Here is a 15,517-nt window from a genome sequence, read left to right on the forward strand (position 1 = left end):
ACGCAGATGTTACCCGTTAGTTGTGTTGTGTCGAGTGGTGGTGTCGTACGCGCCGCCCGGGTAACTACCCAGGTCGCTGTTGTTGTACGCCATCACCTGGGTCTCGTCGTTCTGATCAAGTGACTCACGAATCGCAACCTGTGCCGCGTGCGGCAGGGTGTGCATGATCTCGCGAACCCGCTCTTTGCGGCGCAGCACGGCCTGGCGAACCGGCATGCCGGGAGTTGCCTGCATCTGCGGAATGATGCCCTCGACCTCTTCGGCGCCACCGTGGTGGTGGCCCGCGTCGAACATCGCTTGCTCGCGCGCCATCTGGGCCTCGTCCTTCTCCTCGGACATGCCGATCGGGCCCTGCATGCGACCGTTGAGGAACTGCTTGACCACCGGCTCCTCGGAGGTGAGCAGCACCTCGCGCGGGCCGAACATGACCAGCTGGCGACGGAACAGCATCCCGATGTTGTCGGGCACGGTGCGGGCCAGGTTGATGTTGTGCGTGACGATCAGGATCGTGGCGTCGATCTGCGCGTTGATGTCGATCAGCAGCTGGCTCAGGTAGGAGGTACGCACCGGGTCGAGGCCGGAGTCCGGCTCGTCGACGAGGATGATCTGCGGGTCGAGCACCAGGGCGCGAGCCAGGCCGGCGCGCTTGCGCATACCGCCGGAGATCTCGCCGGGCAGCTTGCCTTCGGCCCCGAGCAGACCGGTCAGCTCCAGCTTCTCCATGACGATCTTCTTGATGTCGGATTCCGTCTTCTTCGTGTGTTCACGAAGCGGGAAGGCGACGTTGTCGAAGAGGTTCATCGAGCCGAACAGCGCGCCGTCCTGGAACAGCACGCCGAAGAGCTTGCGAATCTCGTAGAGCTCCTTGTTGGAGCAAGTGGTGATGTCGGTATCGCCGATATAGATCGAGCCGCGTTCCGGACGCAGCAGTCCGATCAACGACTTCAGAAAGACGGACTTACCGGTACCCGACGGGCCCAGCAGTGCGCTGACCTCGCCGGAAGGCAAGGTGAGTGAGACATCCTGCCAAATTCGCTGTGACCCGAAGGACTTGGTAACACCTTCGGTTCTGACCTCGACGCCCACGCCAACCTCCACAATTTCTCAGCGAGCTGCCCACCGGCGAACCGCGTGCTCGGTCTCGCGGTGTGTCACGTCACAGTGGGTCCGGCCACTGTATCCCAAGAGCGAGACGGGGCACACCCCAACCTGACTGAAGAGTAACCCCGTTTCACTCGCTATTTCCGGATTGTTGGCGCAGGTCGCCGGAAACAGCAAACGGGCGGCCCCCCCATGGGGACCGCCCGTCGGCGATTCGGTCGTGACTTACTTGACCGAGACCTTGGCGCCGGCCTCTTCCAGCTTCGCCTTGGCGGCCTCGGCGGCATCCTTGGCAACCTTCTCCAGGATGGCCTTCGGGGCACCCTCGACGAGGTCCTTGGCTTCCTTCAGGCCCAGGCCGGAGACGATCTCGCGGACCACCTTGATGACCTGGATCTTCTTGTCGCCCGCACCCTCGAGGATGACGTCGAACTCGTCCTGCTCCTCGACGGCCTCGGCAACGGCGCCCGGGCCGGCGGGGCCGGCGACGGCGACCGGAGCGGCTGCGGTGACCTCGAACTTCTCTTCGAACTTCTTGACGAAGTCCGACAGCTCGAGCAGGGTCATGTTGCCGAAGGTCTCCAGCAGTTCGTCAACGTTGGCCATGATGTTGTTCCTTTCGGTAGTTGATGTTCATGAGGGCGACGCGCACGCGAATCACCCGCACGGGGTTATTCAGCGGCAGCGGTGTCGCCACCGGCTTCGGCCTGCTTCTTCTCGACGAGCGCGGCGGCCAGGCGGGCCACCTGCGACGCGGGAGCGTTGAACAGGCCGGCGGCCTTGGCCATGTTGCCCTTCATCGCACCGGCCAGCTTGGCCAGCAGGACCTCGCGGGACTCCAGGTCGGCGATCTTCTCGACCTCGGACACGGACAGCGGTGCGCCGTCCATGTAGCCGCCCTTGATGATGAGCGCCTTGTTTTCCTTCGCGAAGGTCTTGAGGGCCTTCGCCGCGGTAACCGGCTCACCACTGATGAAGGTGATCGCGGTCGGTCCGACGAACAAGTCGTCAAGGCCCTCAACGCCCGCCTCGGCGGCAGCGCGCTTGACCAGGGTGTTCTTGGCGACGGAGTACGTGGCTTCGGCGCCGAGCGCGCGCCGCAGCTCGGTGAGCTTGCCGACCGACAGACCACGGTATTCCGTGACAACGGTGGCAGTCGAGCTCTTGAACTGCTCCGCGATCTCCTCGACCGCAGTGACCTTCTCGGGTTTTGCCATACTTCGCCTCCTCTCTGATGGTCGGTTCGTTGCGGACTACCGATCAGGGGACGGCGACAAAACAAACGCCCCGGACGCAGAGCGTTCCGGGGCGCACAAATAAATACACGGCCTCGGTTCTCCCTGCGTGGGCCGCCGGCAATGTCGCCGGACCTTCGATCGAACCCATGCGGGCTCGACGACCAACGGTCTTCGGTAGAACGGATTTGGGTAGGAATCGAACTAGTCGATAACTGTTGTCCAATGTACCTGGACCCACCCCCATCTGCCAAAACGGGGGGCTCCCCAGCGAAATCGAGGCCATTCGGTGTCCGATTCGCTGTGCTTCGAATCACATTCGCGTCGACATGTGGGCGAGATCGCCCGTAGAAAGTGTTACCAGCGGTGACAGTTACTGTTTGACTGCTTGACTATGGCAACCTCCATAGTCGATCCACCGGTGCTGCTGGAACGACGTAACCAGCGCTTTATCGCCTTGGCCGTGATCTGCCTCGCCGAGCTGCTTGTCGTCCTCGACAACACCATCGTGAACGTGGCGCTCCCCTCGATCGGAGTGGAACTCCAGACCGGTGTCAGCGGCCTGCAATGGGTCGTTGACGCGTACACCCTGACTTTTGCCGGGCTCTTGCTCGCCTTCGGCAACCTCGGCGACCGGTACGGCCGCCGCCGAGTCATGATCATCGGCCTGGTCGGCGTCGGCGCCATGTCGGTCGCGGGCGCACTGTCCGGCTCCATGGGCGGCGTGATCACCGCGCGTGCGGCGATGGGTGTGTTCGCCGCGGCGGTCTTTCCCGCGACGCTGGCCCTGATCATCAACATCTTCCGCGACGCACGCGAGCGGGCGCTAGCCATCGCGGCGTGGACCGCCATGGCGGGCTTCGCCATCGCGATCGGCCCGATCTCGGGAGGCTGGCTGCTGGAACACTTTTCGTGGCATTCCGTTTTCTGGATCAATGTGCCGCTCGCGCTCGTCGCGGTGGTCGCGACAATGATCTGGGTGCCCGAATCGCGGTCGGCCCAGGTGGGGCGGCTGGATCTGCCCGGGATCGCGCTGTCGATCGCGGGCATCACGCTGCTGGTCTGGTCGATCATCGAAGCACCGCGCTTCGGCTGGCTTTCCACCACGACGCTGGGGACCTTCGCCCTCGGCGTCGCACTACTCGCCGCGTTCGTCGTCTGGGAATTACGCACGCGCACACCGATTTTGGATATGACGCTGTTCCGGAATCGCCGGTTCTCGATGCCTGCCTTGGCCATTGCGGTGTGCTACTTCTCGATGTTCGGCTTCCTCTTCCTGATCACCCAGTATTTTCAGGGCGTACGCGAGTACACCCCGCTCCAATTCGGTATCGCCTCACTACCGTTCGCATTCTCGGTGGCGGTGGGGGCACCGATCGCCACCCTGCTCGCGCAGCGGTTCGGGCCGACCCCGGTCATCGTGTTCGGTCTGCTGAGCACCGGGCTCGGGCTGTACCTGGGCGGCCAGGTGACCGTGGACAGCCCGTATGTCACCGATGTGCTGCCCGCCATGGTGTTCATGGCGCTCGGCGTCGGCATCGTCCAGGGACCGGCCACCGAGTCGATCATGGGTTCGCTACCGCTCAATGAGGCAGGCGCCGGGTCGGCGGTCAACGACACCACCCGCGAAATCGGCGGGACCCTCGGTGTCGCGGTGCTCGGCTCGATCGTCGCGTCGTATTACACGACCCGGATCGCCCCGCGCATCGACGCCCTACCCGCCACATTGATGAACGACAACGAGAAGAGCCTGGTGAAGTCCAGCCCGCTGAGCGTGCTGGAACTCCGCAAACGCCCGCTCCCCCCGTTCTTCGAGAGCCAACGCGAAAACCTGATCATCGCAATGAAATCGGCGGCGCTGGAGGGCTCCCACACCGCCTCGCTGGTCGCGGCAGGCGCGGTCGTAGTGTGCGCGATCGTGGTTGCGATCTTCCTCCCGTGGGGCGCACAAGAGGGTGAGTCGGTCCTACTGGCCTGGCGCAAATCCCCCGCCGACAAACCGGACTCGCCGCAATAGCGCGCGATCTCACAGAGCATCCACACCTTTCACAGGCCATCTACCCCCGTGAGGCGTACGGACGCTCTGTGAGATCGAAAACTGTCAGGAGTCAGGGCGATACCCTGGCGACCAGTTTGGTGAGTGCTTCTGTTGCGCCGGTTCGGAATTCCGGGGTGGCGACCAGGCCGTCGGGGCCGACGTCGTCGCGGCCGACCGGCAACCTGGCGCAGCAATCGGGTGCTATGGCAGCGCCTACGTAGCCGAGGACGAGGGCCAGCGTGGCGGCGGCTCCTTCGCCGCGGCCGTGGGCGGCGACGTTGATCCAGGCAGTGGGCTTCTCGTACAGATCGGCGTTGCCGACGGTCCAGTCCAGCAGGTTCTTCAGGCTGCCGGGTAGGGTGCCCGCGTATTCGGGGGTGCAGAACAGGACCGCGTCCGCGCGCGAAAGTTGTTCGCGCAGTGCGAGAACCGATGGATGTGCGGTGCCGTCGTCGTCGGGGTTGAAGGCGGGCAGCTCGGCCAGGCCGTCGTACCACAGCATTTCGACGCCAGCCGGGGCGATCGCCCGCACCGTGCGCAAAGCGGCGGAGTTGGTCGAAGCACCGCGGGTGCTCCCGGAGATCAGCAGGACAACCGTCACCTCATGGCCAACGACGGCGACCCGGGAATTAGTCCGACCCCGGAAACGCACAACGGCGGGAACGCGAAACGCGTTCCCGCCGTTGCGGACTTGCTCAGGTGCTACTTACGCATCCTCGTCGAGGAGGTTGCGGGTGCGGTTCGGGTCCACCGGGATGCCCGGTCCGGTGTTCGTCGAGACCGTCACCTTCTTGACGTAGCGGCCCTTGGCGGTCGACGGCTTCGCACGCAGGATCTCCTCCAGCGCGGCGCCGTAGTTCTCCACCAGCTTGGCGTCGTCGAAGGACGCCTTGCCGATGACGAAGTGCAGGTTGGCCTGCTTGTCGACGCGGAAGTTGATCTTTCCGCCCTTGATCTCGTTGACGGCCTTGGTCACGTCGTTGGTGACCGTGCCGGTCTTCGGGTTCGGCATCAGGCCACGCGGTCCGAGGACGCGCGCGATCCGGCCGACCTTGGCCATCTGGTCCGGGGTGGCGATCGCGGCGTCGAATTCGAGCCAGCCGCCCTGGATCCGCTCGATCAGGTCCTCGGCGCCAACGGCGTCCGCACCGGCGGCTTCGGCCTCGGCGGCCTTCTCGCCTGCGGCGAACACGATGACGCGGGCGGTCTTACCGGTGCCGTGCGGCAGGTTGACCGTGCCGCGGACCATCTGGTCGGCCTTGCGGGGGTCCACACCGAGTCGAACGGCGACCTCGACGGTCGCGTCGGTCTTGGTGGTGGCGGTCTCCTTGGCCAGCCGCGCTGCGGCGAGCGGGGAGTACAGCTGATCGCGATCGACCTTCTCGGCCGCGGCGAGATACGCCTTGCTTCGTTTTGCCATGATTCTCTGTCCTTAAGTTTCTGGTTCAGACGTGGTTCTCGGGCCTGGCCGGCCCTCCCACCTGTGAGCGCTGAGGCTCAGCCGCCGTGCTGGATGGAAGTCTTCGCTACACCTACGTGGTGACGCTGCGCTACCTCCTCCGGCGCTGACACTCAGCCTTCGACGGTGATACCCATCGAACGAGCGGTACCCGCGATGATCTTCGCCGCCTGATCGATGTCGTTGGCGTTCAGGTCTTCCTGCTTGGTCTTGGCGATCTCCCGGACCTGGTCCATGGTGACCTTCGCGACCTTCAGGCGGTGCGGCTCAGCCGAACCCTTCTGCACACCGGCGGCCTTGAGCAGCAGCCGAGCGGCGGGCGGGGTCTTCAGCTTGAAGTCGAACGACCGATCCTCGTACACCGAGATCTCGACCGGAATGACGTTGCCACGCTGCGACTCGGTCGCGGCGTTGTACGCCTTGCAGAACTCCATGATGTTGACGCCGTGCTGACCGAGCGCGGGACCCACCGGAGGGGCGGGGTTCGCCTGGCCGGCCTGGATCTGAAGCTTGATGATCCCGGCGAGCTTCTTCTTCTTGGGGGGCATCTTTCTTTCCTAGGTGTCTGTTTTCCTTGCTCTTTGCAAGTCCTGGTGAATCAACCCGTGGTCCGGGCCGATTCATCCCGTCGAAGGCCCGGATCGCGTCCGGGCCGACGGAACGTCTTAGATCTTCGCGACCTGGGTGAATCCGAGCTCGACCGGGGTCTCGCGGCCGAAGATCGACACGAGCACCTTCAGCTTCTGCTGCTCGGCGTTGACCTCGGAAATGCTGGCGGGCAGCGTCGCGAACGGGCCGTCCATCACGGTCACCGACTCGCCGACCTCGAAGTCGACCTCGATGACCGGCTTGGTCACCGACTCGGTGGCGGACTCCGCGGTGCCTGCGGCAGCGGCGGCCGGAGCCTTCTTCTGCTGCGCGGCGGGGACAAGGAACTTCACCACGTCGTCGATGGACAGCGGCGACGGACGCGAGGTGGCACCGACGAAGCCGGTGACGCCGGGGGTGTTGCGCACCGCGCCCCACGACTCGTCGTTGAGTTCCATCCGGACCAGGATGTAGCCGGGCAGCACCTTGCGGTTGACGTTCTTGCGCTGGCCGTTCTTGATCTCGGTGACCTCTTCGGTCGGCACCTCGACCTGGAAGATGTACTCCTCGAGGTCCAGGTTCTGCACGCGGGTCTCGAGGTTGGCCTTCACCTTGTTCTCGTAACCGGCGTAAGAGTGGATGACGTACCAGTCACCGGGGGCGCGGCGCAGCGCTGCCTTCATTTCGGCGACCGGGTCGGCGGGCTCCGCGTCGATCGGGGCGGCCTCGGCAGCGGCGTCCGCGGACTCGGTGGCGGCGTCCGCAGCGTCCTCGGAAGCCACGTCCTCGGAGTCTTCGGCGGTCGCGACGTCTTCGGTGGTGGGCTCCACCACCGCGTCCTCGACCGGGAACTCTTCGTTTGTGTCGTTCTCCGGGGTGCTCACTGGGGCACTCGCTTCCTGTGTCGTCACGTACATCCTCTGCGTGCCGGGGCCGGGCGCGCGGCGGAATTACTCCGCCGGTGTCCGCCCCGGGATCGGCCGGCTGCGGCGGCCGACCGGGTCGAGCGACCGGCAAGCAGTCGCAAGCGCCGGTTCTGCTAGCCGAACAGCCAGGTGACACCCTTGATGAACGCCACATCCAATCCACTGATGAACGCGACCATAAAAATCACGAACACCAGAACAACGCTCGTATAGGTGACCATCTGTTTCCGGTTGGGCCAGATGACCTTGCGCAGTTCCGCGATTACCTCACGCAGGAACTTGATCAAACGCTTGAAGGGGTTACCCGTCTTCTGGCGTTCGGCCCGATCGGTCTTGGCTGCCTTGCGCGACGAAGGTCGATCGAGGGTGGCGATCGAACCCGTGTCGGCCGACGCACTTCGCGTCCGCCGGGCGGATCGCTTGCCGCTCGGCCGAGCCACCGCGGCGGTGTCATCGCCGTCGTCGGCCGCATGCGCGCCGTGGCGAGGGTCCCGCTCGTCGACCACGTCGATCCTTTCGTCGCTGGCAGGCTGGTTCTTTCGAGCGACCTGCTAGCAGTCGCTACGGAAGGCAGGGGCGACAGGACTTGAACCTGCAACCTGCGGTTTTGGAGACCGCTGCTCTGCCAGTTGAGCTACGCCCCTTCGGTTGGACCGTGTTGGCTGTCCGACCACTGTTCGATATTCAGTTGTGCGGTTCCGGTGTCACCACAACACGCGCCGCTGTGACATGACACGCGCGCTGCCTTGTCAGTTGCCGGCCCCATCGGCGAAATCCTTGCGGACTCGCCAGGAACCAGCTCCACAGAGCAGCGCGCAGCGGCTGGTGACCCCAGAAACCTGAGTGTACGTTACCGTCCGCGCCGTTAGCCAATCAGGGTCAGTCGACCAGGTCAGGCCAGTTGCACGGTTGCCGTCGCGCGCCCGAAGATCTTGCGTCCCGCCGACTTCGCCACGATGGCGACGACCGCGGTCCGCGTCTCCGGATCCACTGACTTCACTTTACCGGTGTACTCGATTTCGGCGGCCTCATCGGTGCCGACGTAGACCGGGCTGGTGAAGCGGACGTTGTATTCCTTGACCGCGCCGGGATCGCCGAGCCAGGAGGTGACGAAGCCGCCGCCGAGGCCCATGGTGAGCATGCCGTGCGCGACCACGTTGTCCAGGCCGACGAGCTTGATCACCTCGTCGCTCCAGTGGATCGGGTTGGCGTCGCCGGAGACGCCCGCGTAGTTCACCAGGTCGCCGCGGGTCAGCCGGACGATGCGGGGTGGCAGCTCGTCGCCGGCAGTGACATCCTCGAACCTGATCGCGCGCTTGCTCGGTGCGACCTCGGGCACCGTGGCCGGGGCCACGGGCGGGTCGATGGCGTTGGCCCGCGGGCGGTGGTCCGGCGCGTCCTCGCCGATGCCGTGCATAAGCACGTTGCGCACCACGTCGTTGAGGTTCGGGTCGATGTCCCCGCCGCTGCGGCCGATCAGCGTGGTGTAGGTGGTGAGCACCAGCTCGTCGTTCTGCGCGGTGACAATGTTCTTGGTGACGATGATGTCGCCGCCGAAGGCCTGCCGGAACGAGTGCAGGTAGACGTCGCAGACCAGCTGGTCGCCGACCTTGATCGGCCGGTGGAATTCCAGGATCTGGTCGGTCTGCAGGATCTGGCTCAGGTCGTAGCCGGTGACGATCTGCTCGAAGAGCTTGCGCTGGGCCAGAATGCCGACCAGGGAGATGAAGGTGAGCGGCGCGAGCAGGCCGTCGTAGCCGTACTCCTGCGCCAGGTCCTCGTCCCAGTGCACCGGGTGGTAGTCCTGCACAGCGCGCGCGTATTCGCGCACCTTCTCGCGGCCGACCTCGTAGTAGTCGCCGACGCGGTAGTGGTGCCCGACCATCGAGGCCGCGTGCGCCGCGGGGTCGAAGGTGTCGACCGCCTGAACCGCTTCGTCTGTACCGGTGTTGATTGTCACGGGAGGACTGTACCTATCTGACCCCGATACCCGGAGTCGGCGGAGCGTCTACTACCGCGCATCGGACCGTAAAATGCGTCAGGGCCGGACTAACGTCCGGCCCTCGCACTGTCACGATCCGAGATTGCCGGGAGCAATCAAGCTCCCGACGCCGATCCACGCGGCAGCATCACGCGTGGCGGACTAGCGGGATTCTTTATGTCCCCGGTGCGTGCCGCAGTTCGGGCAGAACTTCTTGAGTTCCAGCCGATCCGGGTCGTTGCGCCGGTTCTTCTTGGTGATGTAGTTGCGGTGCTTGCACTGCTCGCAGGCCAAGGTGATCTTTGGCCGGACATCGGTGGACTTCGCGGCCACGATATTCCTTCTTTCGGGTCAACCAGTTGGTCTGATCGGTTTTGGTAGCGATGGCCGGACTTGAACCGGCGACACAACGATTATGAGTCGTTTGCTCTACCGACTGAGCTACACCGCCATAGGGTCGCATTGCTGTGGTGCCGCGCCCCGGCCCCACCGGAGTGGGAACTATATGCGATGCCGAGTCGGTCACCACCGGCAATCCGGCGAGCCCCCTAACGGAATCGAACCGTTGACCTTTTCCTTACCATGGAAACGCTCTGCCGACTGAGCTAAGGGGGCATGACTACTTCCGCACCAGGCTCCGAACACCCGACCCCGGCGCGGCGAAGTCTTGAACGAGGTTACACACTCAGGGGTCAGAGCTCCAAACCGGGTGGTCAGAGCGGTATTCAACCACGCTTCACAAAGCAGACCGCCAACCAACAGCGCTGCGGTAGTCGGCAGGAACGGAACGTGCCTGCGCGAAGCGACCACTGGAAGGGGAGTCCGGGGGGCGAAGCCCCGCCGGGCGGGGCGGGGGGGGTTGCACCCCCACAAGACACGAACGAAGTGAGCCCCGCACGCGCTTTCTGCGTGCAGGGCTCACTTGCGAACGGAGTGGCAGGTGTAGGATTCGAACCTACGTAGGCTTTCACCGACAGATTTACAGTCTGCTCCCATTGGCCGCTCGGGCAACCTGCCGTTCACGCTGTTGAAGGCGCGGAGAGCAGAATACATCGAACCCCAGCCCTGAATGCAAACCGGCTGGCTATCGGCCGTGCGCGCGCACTAGCGTCCTAGTTCCGGGTACAACTGTCGGGTGCCGGTTTTCCGGTGAAGTGACCCGTCGAACCGTGAGGAACAGGAGCGCAGTGTGGCCGATTCGTCTTTCGATGTCGTCAGCAAGGTCGACCGTCAGGAGGTCGACAACGCCCTGCATCAGGCCGAGAAGGAGCTGACCACCCGCTACGACTTCCGCGGTACCGGTGCGGCCATCGAGTGGTCCGGTGAGGACAAGATCGTGCTGACCGCCGAGGCCGAGGAGCGGGTGAAGGCGGCGCTGGATGTGTTCAAGGAGAAGCTGATTCGCCGCGACATCTCGCTCAAGGCGTTCGACGCGGGCGATCCGGTCGCCTCCGGCAAGACCTACAAGATCACCGGCACGCTGGTGCAGGGCATCGATACCGAGCACGCGAAGAAGATCACCAAGAAGATCCGTGACGAAGGCCCCAAGGGCGTGAAGGCGCAGATCCAGGGTGAGGAACTGCGGGTGAGCAGCAAGAAGCGCGACGACCTTCAGGCCGTCATCTCGCTGCTGAAGGGCGAGGACTTCGGCATCGCTTTGCAGTTCGTCAACTACCGATAGCCCGGGGGCACCTCAGTAGCGCTTCGGCCCGCCTGCCATTTCTTCGAGGCGGGCGATGCGCTCGGCCATCGGCGGGTGGGTGGAGAACCAGCGAGCGGCACGCTCACCCGTGCGGAACGGGTTGGCGATCATCATGTGCGACTGGGCGGTCAACTGCGGCTCAGGCGGCAAGGGGGCGGCTTGCACGCCGCGTTCCAGCTTGCGCAGGGCCGAGGCCAAGGCCAACGGGTCGCCGGTGAGTTCGGCGCCGGACTGGTCCGCCTGGTATTCGCGGGAGCGGGAGACGGCCAGCTTGATCAGGCTCGCGGCGATTGGTCCGAGCAGCGAGACGAGCAGCACGCCGAGCATGTTGGGGCCTTCGCCGTTGCGGTTGCCGCCGAACGCCGAGGCGAAGAAGGCCAGGTTGGCCAGGCCGGAGATGACCGCGGCGAGGGCGCCCGCGACCGAGGAGATGAGGATGTCGCGGTTGTAGACGTGCGATAGCTCGTGGCCGAGCACGGCACGTAGTTCCCGCTCGTCGAGGATCTGCAGGATGCCGCTGGTGCAGCAGACCGCGGCGTGCCGAGGACTGCGGCCGGTGGCGAACGCGTTGGGCGCGTTGGTCGGGCTGATGTAGAGCCGCGGCATCGGCTGGCGCGCGGTGGTCGCGAGCTCACGCACGATCCGGTAGATCACCGGCGCCTCCAGCTCGCTGACCGGCTGCGCGTGCATGGCCTTCAACGCGAGTTTGTCGCTGTTGAAGTACGCGTACGCGTTCATGCCGACGGCGAGCAGGATGGCCAGAATCAGGATCGTCGGGCTGCGGAACATCGCCCCGGCGAACACGATCAATGCCGAGAGCCCGACCATCAAACCGAAGGTCTTGAGCCCATTCGCATATCCGTGGCCGTGCATAGGTCTCCTTGCCCACTCCCCCGATCGTCGAGTGTCTTACAGCAGCTCAACGATAGGAGCACGAACCAAAGTTCCTGCTGAACTCAGCCGACACGCTCGATGGTGTAGCGGACCAGGTGTTCGAGGGCGTCGTTGGCCGGGCCTGCGGGCAAGGCGGACAGTTCGGCGTGGGCGATGTCGGCGTAGCCGTGCAGCTTCTCCTTGGCCAGCACCATGCCGCGGGAGCGGGCGAGCAGGTCGAGGGCCTCCTCGACTTCCGCGTCGGTGTCCAGCGGGTGGTCGAGCAGCTTGCGCAGGCGGTCGCCTTCGACGCCCTCGTCGCGCAGCGCGTAGAGCACGGGCAGGGTGTGCACGCCCTCGCGCAGGTCGGTGCCCGGCGTCTTGCCGGACTGTTCGGCGGCCGAGGAGATGTCGATGATGTCGTCGGAGATCTGGAAGGCGGTGCCGACCGCGTCACCCAGCCGGGCCAGCCGCTCGACGTGCTCGGTGCTCGCGCCGGAGAAGGTGCCGCCGAACCGGCCAGCGGCCGCGATCAGCGAGCCGGTCTTCTCCCAGACGACGCGCAGGTAGTGCTCGACCGGGTCCTGGGATTCGCGGGCGCCCATGGTCTCGCGCATCTGGCCGGTGACCAGTTCGGCGAAGGTTTCGGCGATGATTCGCACCGCGTCGGGGCCCAGCGTCGAGGTCAGCCGGGAGGCGTGCGCGAAAAGATAATCGCCCGCCAGGATGGCGATGTTGTTGCCCCAGCGGGCATTCACGCTCGGTGCGCCGCGACGCATGGTCGCCTCGTCCATCACGTCGTCGTGGTAGAGCGTCGCGAGGTGCACCAGTTCGACGACGGTGCCCGCGGTGATCAGCGCGGGATCGGTCGGGCGCGGGCCGAGTTGGCCGGTGAGGATGGTGAACAGCGGCCGGAACCGCTTGCCGCCGGCCTTGGCCAGGTGCAGCGCCGCCTCCTGCAGGAATTCCTCGCCGTCGGACAGCTCGGCGACCAGGAGCTTCTCGACCTCTTCCAGGCCGTTGCGCACGGTCGCCGCGAGCTCGACGTCGACGAGATCGACCCCGGCCACCACCGTGCTCTCGTCCCGCACTGCCGATGCGCTCATTTCTTCTCCCACCGATCCGTCCGACCCCACGGTAGAGAACCTAGCGTGTCCCCAGCCGATGGCCCATGAACACCGTCACTATGCGGTGTATCAGACACTTTCGCACACCATTTTCCGCCTGCCTCGGTGGCCAGGTTTCCTGGTGACGCGACCGCCGTCGACACGAACAAGATTGCCCTGCAAGTATTGAGGCATGGGTTCACCCGAAGTCACCCCCGCTGCCGGGGACGCGCTGCCCGCCAGGGCCGAGGTGCTCGTCGTCGGCGCGGGCCCGGCCGGATCGGCGTCGGCCGCCTGGGCCGCGCGGGCCGGGCGGGACGTGGTGCTCCTCGACGCCGCGGTCTTTCCCAGGGACAAGACCTGCGGCGACGGGCTGACACCGCGTGCGACGGCCGAGTTGGAACACCTCGGCCTCGGCGACTGGCTGCGGGCGCACACGGTCAACCACGGTCTCCGGATGACCGGTTTCGGCCGGGAAGCACTGCTGCCGTGGCCCGCCGGTTCCTTTCCGACTTATGGAAGCGCCGTTCCCCGAACCGAACTCGACGACAAGCTGCGCGAGACCGCGATGAAGTCGGGCGCGCGGATGATCGACGGAACCAAAGTGGTCGATGTCACCCGCGAGGGTGATCGCGTCACGGGTGTGATCGTGCGGACTACCGAGGGAACGCACACCATCGAATGCGCGACGCTCATCGTCGCCGACGGCGTGCGCTCGCCGATCGGACGCCAGCTCGGCCGCACCTGGCATCGGCAGTACGCGTACGGCACGGCGGCCCGCGCCTACATCAAGTCCGGCCGCAGCGACGACCAGTGGATCACCTCGCATCTCGAACTGCGCGACGCCGATGGCGCCCTGGTCCCCGGCTACGGCTGGGTGTTCCCGCTCGGCAACGGCGAGGTCAATATCGGTGTCGGGTCGCTGGCCACCGAGAAGCGGCCCTCGCACATCGCGTTGAAACCGCTGCTCGAGCACTACACCAAGCTGCGCTTCGATGAGTGGCAGTTCGAGGGCTCGCTGCGTGCGGTGGCCTCGGCACTGTTGCCGATGGGTGGCGCCGTGTCGAATGTGGCCGGGCGCAACTGGGTGCTGGTCGGTGACGCCGCGGGCTGCGTGAATCCGTTGAACGGTGAGGGCATCGACTACGGCCTGGAGGGCGGGCACATGCTCGCCGGATTGCTGGACGAGCCGGATTTCACGCACATCTGGCCGGAACTGCTGCGCGCGAAGTACGGCCGCACCTTCTCGGTGGCGCGGCGGATCGCCGGGCTGGCCACCCATCCACGGATGGTGCCGGTCGGCGGGCCGCCGGTGATGCGGTCGACGTACTTGCAGCGCACCGCGGTCCGGGTAATGGGCAACCTGGTCACCGACGAGGACGTGGATCTGACCGCGCGGGCGTGGCGGGCGGCGGGCCGGATGTCGATGCGCGTCGACGACCTTCCTCCGTTTGCCTGACCCAGCTGACCTGCGGTTTCCCAGCTCGCACAGCGGTCAACCGGTACGCTGATCATGCTGTGTGAGTCAGCGACGCACGTGACGACAGGGTCGGCAACCATGGGCGGACGAGCAGGTGGACGACCCGCGCTGTATTTGCTGCCGCATCTGCGGCGGGCGCGGGACCTCGCGGATCGACAGTATGCCGACCCGCTCCGTCTCGATGAATTGGCCGCTGCCGCAGGGGTTTCCAAGTATCACTTCCTCCGCGCGTTCACCGCCGTCTATGGCCTCACCCCCGCCGCGTATCTGGCGGAACGACGGATCGAGCGCGCGCAGGACCTGTTGCGCGCCACCAACCTGACGGTGACCGAGGTGTGCATGCTGGTCGGCTACAGCAGCCTCGGCTCGTTCAGCAGCAAGTTCCGCCAGCTGGTCGGCGTGTCTCCCTCCGAATACCAGGCCAAGTTCGCCGACGGCGCGCCCCGCATTCCTGGCTGCTTCGTGTTCATGCACGGCCTCAGCGACCGCAAGCGCGATACCTGAGCCGATCGCGCAATTTCAGAGAAGCGCCGACCGATAGCGCGCCCATAGCCTGGTCGCATGACAACGATTACGAACGTCTCGCTGGTCACCCTGTACGTCACCGACCAGACCGAATCGAAGCAGTGGTACATCGATAAGCTGGGGTTCGTCGAGGTTGCCGATATCACCATGGGCGACAACGGGTTCCGGTGGGTCACCATCGCTCATCCGGAGCATCCGGAGCTCGAGATCGGGCTGATGATCCCGGGGCCGCCGCTGGACGAGAATCTGGCCGAGGCCATCCGCCGCGCCCTGGCGAACGGCACCCATGGCGCGCTCGGCCTGCGCACCGAGAACTGCCAGCAGACCTTCGAGGAACTCACCGCCAAGGGTGTCGAGTTCATCCAGCCGCCGGCCGAGCGGCCCTACGGCACCGAGGCGATCATCCGGGACAACTCCGGGAACTGGCTGGTGCTGGTGGAGCAGAAGGAATACTCGCCCGAGGATTTCCAGTAGACGAACCATCCCGTCGTCCCGGCGCGGGC

At 65.5% G+C, this 15,517-nt stretch carries 17 protein-coding genes and 4 tRNA genes; 5 read left to right on the plus strand and 16 right to left on the minus strand.

What is annotated here, in order from left to right:
* Positions 1–9: 9 nt before the first annotated feature.
* The 3 genes from KV110_RS37635 to rplJ all read right to left on the minus strand — a co-directional run bounded on the left by KV110_RS37635 (position 10) and on the right by rplJ (position 2,318).
* The gene (locus KV110_RS37635; protein ID WP_218471878.1) at positions 10–1,086 is read right to left on the minus strand and encodes an ABC transporter ATP-binding protein; all 1,077 of its coding nucleotides are present in this window, start codon (positions 1,084–1,086) and stop codon (positions 10–12) included.
* A gap of 240 nt (positions 1,087–1,326) precedes the next feature.
* The gene (gene rplL, locus KV110_RS37640; RefSeq protein WP_218471879.1) at positions 1,327–1,707 is read right to left on the minus strand and encodes a 50S ribosomal protein L7/L12; all 381 of its coding nucleotides are present in this window, start codon (positions 1,705–1,707) and stop codon (positions 1,327–1,329) included.
* Positions 1,708–1,772: 65 nt separating this feature from the next.
* A complete protein-coding gene (gene rplJ, locus KV110_RS37645) occupies positions 1,773–2,318 on the minus strand; it encodes a 50S ribosomal protein L10 (protein WP_218471880.1) in 546 nt (181 codons plus the stop codon).
* A gap of 412 nt (positions 2,319–2,730) precedes the next feature.
* Here rplJ and KV110_RS37650 point away from each other — a divergent pair, with 412 nt between their 5' ends.
* The gene (locus tag KV110_RS37650; protein ID WP_218471881.1) at positions 2,731–4,353 is read left to right on the plus strand and encodes an MFS transporter; all 1,623 of its coding nucleotides are present in this window, start codon (positions 2,731–2,733) and stop codon (positions 4,351–4,353) included.
* A gap of 91 nt (positions 4,354–4,444) precedes the next feature.
* Here the strand turns inward: KV110_RS37650 and KV110_RS37655 are convergent, their stop codons facing one another.
* The 11 genes from KV110_RS37655 to KV110_RS37705 form a co-directional block, all read right to left on the minus strand.
* On the minus strand, positions 4,445–4,975 hold the full coding sequence (locus KV110_RS37655; protein ID WP_218471882.1) for an NADPH-dependent FMN reductase: 531 nt from the start codon (positions 4,973–4,975) through the stop codon (positions 4,445–4,447).
* Positions 4,976–5,080: 105 nt separating this feature from the next.
* Positions 5,081–5,794 (minus strand): 50S ribosomal protein L1, encoded by a 714-nt coding sequence (gene rplA / locus KV110_RS37660; protein ID WP_218471883.1) that lies wholly within the window; start codon positions 5,792–5,794, stop codon positions 5,081–5,083.
* Between the two features lie 152 nt (positions 5,795–5,946).
* Positions 5,947–6,381 carry a 50S ribosomal protein L11 gene (gene rplK, locus KV110_RS37665; protein ID WP_107659500.1) on the minus strand — a complete coding sequence of 145 codons (435 nt, stop codon included), beginning with the start codon at positions 6,379–6,381 and terminating at the stop codon, positions 5,947–5,949.
* A gap of 117 nt (positions 6,382–6,498) precedes the next feature.
* Entirely contained in the window at positions 6,499–7,305 is an 807-nt protein-coding gene (gene nusG, locus KV110_RS37670) for a transcription termination/antitermination protein NusG (RefSeq protein ID WP_218479374.1), read from the minus strand.
* Positions 7,306–7,460: 155 nt separating this feature from the next.
* Positions 7,461–7,853, minus strand: coding sequence for a preprotein translocase subunit SecE (gene secE, locus KV110_RS37675; RefSeq protein WP_218471884.1), 393 nt, complete (start codon positions 7,851–7,853; stop codon positions 7,461–7,463).
* Between the two features lie 65 nt (positions 7,854–7,918).
* Positions 7,919–7,991: transfer RNA gene (locus KV110_RS37680), tRNA-Trp, on the minus strand.
* 248 nt (positions 7,992–8,239) lie between these two features.
* Positions 8,240–9,301, minus strand: coding sequence for a fused (3R)-hydroxyacyl-ACP dehydratase subunits HadA/HadB (locus tag KV110_RS37685; RefSeq protein WP_281427838.1), 1,062 nt, complete (start codon positions 9,299–9,301; stop codon positions 8,240–8,242).
* A 189-nt stretch (positions 9,302–9,490) separates the two neighbouring features.
* Positions 9,491–9,661 (minus strand): 50S ribosomal protein L33, encoded by a 171-nt coding sequence (gene rpmG / locus KV110_RS37690; protein WP_014988500.1) that lies wholly within the window; start codon positions 9,659–9,661, stop codon positions 9,491–9,493.
* 42 nt (positions 9,662–9,703) lie between these two features.
* A tRNA-Met gene (locus KV110_RS37695) sits at positions 9,704–9,779 on the minus strand.
* Positions 9,780–9,870: 91 nt separating this feature from the next.
* Positions 9,871–9,943 (minus strand) — tRNA-Thr (locus tag KV110_RS37700).
* A gap of 319 nt (positions 9,944–10,262) precedes the next feature.
* A tRNA-Tyr gene (locus tag KV110_RS37705) sits at positions 10,263–10,345 on the minus strand.
* A gap of 172 nt (positions 10,346–10,517) precedes the next feature.
* On the opposite strand from KV110_RS37705, the gene KV110_RS37710 reads away from it, so the two are divergent.
* The gene (locus tag KV110_RS37710) at positions 10,518–11,009 is read left to right on the plus strand and encodes a YajQ family cyclic di-GMP-binding protein (protein ID WP_218471885.1); all 492 of its coding nucleotides are present in this window, start codon (positions 10,518–10,520) and stop codon (positions 11,007–11,009) included.
* A gap of 12 nt (positions 11,010–11,021) precedes the next feature.
* Here the strand turns inward: KV110_RS37710 and htpX are convergent, their stop codons facing one another.
* Both htpX and KV110_RS37720 read right to left on the minus strand, forming a co-directional pair.
* Positions 11,022–11,903 (minus strand): zinc metalloprotease HtpX, encoded by an 882-nt coding sequence (htpX, locus tag KV110_RS37715; RefSeq protein ID WP_218471886.1) that lies wholly within the window; start codon positions 11,901–11,903, stop codon positions 11,022–11,024.
* Positions 11,904–11,986: 83 nt separating this feature from the next.
* On the minus strand, positions 11,987–13,009 hold the full coding sequence (locus KV110_RS37720) for a polyprenyl synthetase family protein (RefSeq protein WP_281427713.1): 1,023 nt from the start codon (positions 13,007–13,009) through the stop codon (positions 11,987–11,989).
* A 193-nt stretch (positions 13,010–13,202) separates the two neighbouring features.
* On the opposite strand from KV110_RS37720, the gene KV110_RS37725 reads away from it, so the two are divergent.
* The 3 genes from KV110_RS37725 to KV110_RS37735 all read left to right on the plus strand — a co-directional run bounded on the left by KV110_RS37725 (position 13,203) and on the right by KV110_RS37735 (position 15,488).
* On the plus strand, positions 13,203–14,468 hold the full coding sequence (locus KV110_RS37725; protein WP_218471887.1) for a geranylgeranyl reductase family protein: 1,266 nt from the start codon (positions 13,203–13,205) through the stop codon (positions 14,466–14,468).
* Between the two features lie 99 nt (positions 14,469–14,567).
* Positions 14,568–14,993, plus strand: a complete 426-nt coding sequence (locus tag KV110_RS37730) for a helix-turn-helix transcriptional regulator (protein ID WP_218471888.1) — start codon at positions 14,568–14,570, stop codon at positions 14,991–14,993.
* Between the two features lie 57 nt (positions 14,994–15,050).
* Complete coding sequence (locus KV110_RS37735; protein WP_218471889.1) at positions 15,051–15,488, plus strand: VOC family protein; 438 nt, start codon at positions 15,051–15,053, stop codon at positions 15,486–15,488.
* Positions 15,489–15,517 lie beyond the last annotated feature (29 nt).

Origin of the sequence: Nocardia iowensis (genome assembly GCF_019222765.1) — a bacterium.
Classification (GTDB): Bacteria; Actinomycetota; Actinomycetes; order Mycobacteriales; family Mycobacteriaceae; genus Nocardia; species Nocardia iowensis.